The sequence below is a fragment of the Italian clover phyllody phytoplasma str. MA1 genome (assembly GCF_000300695.1).
Lineage (GTDB): Bacteria > Bacillota_I > Bacilli_A > Acholeplasmatales > Acholeplasmataceae > Phytoplasma.
In genome coordinates, this window is the sequence record NZ_AKIM01000156.1 from 1 (window position 1) to 442 (window position 442).

Annotated in this window: 1 pseudogene; it reads left to right on the forward strand. The window is 31.2% G+C overall.

Annotated features, from left to right (window positions below):
• A pseudogene (locus RI01_RS03720) lies at positions 1-406 on the forward strand (hypothetical protein); the annotation flags it as partial.
• Positions 407-442: the final 36 nt, after the last annotated feature.

Below are 442 nucleotides of genomic sequence, written 5' to 3' on the forward strand. Positions count from 1 at the left end.
CCAAGACAGACTTAATACCCAAAAAGAACCAACTGATTTAGCTTATTTTGTTAAACATCCTTTTAACCAATGGAAAACTGAGGGAGTGGATTATTTCGATCGTTTTTCTGAAGATCCAAACGCTGGCAACACTGAATCTTTCTTCGTTGGTAAAGCTAACTTATTTCACAAAAGCAATGCACATAAATATGAATTTCATTTTAAAGGTCCTAAATATCTTTTAGATCTAGATCAAGATTGTTTTATTTATCCTGTTCTTACGCCAATTAATGTTAGAAACAGTGGATTAGCTGATACATATCAAGACAAAACCTATTATCTCCACCTCAACCCTGTACGTAAAACTTTAAGTCTTTATACTGAGAAGTTTAACACAGGAGGAGAATATAAACCACCTAGTGATTAATTAATTATTTTTTAAATAAAAAGGAGTTCTATTAAA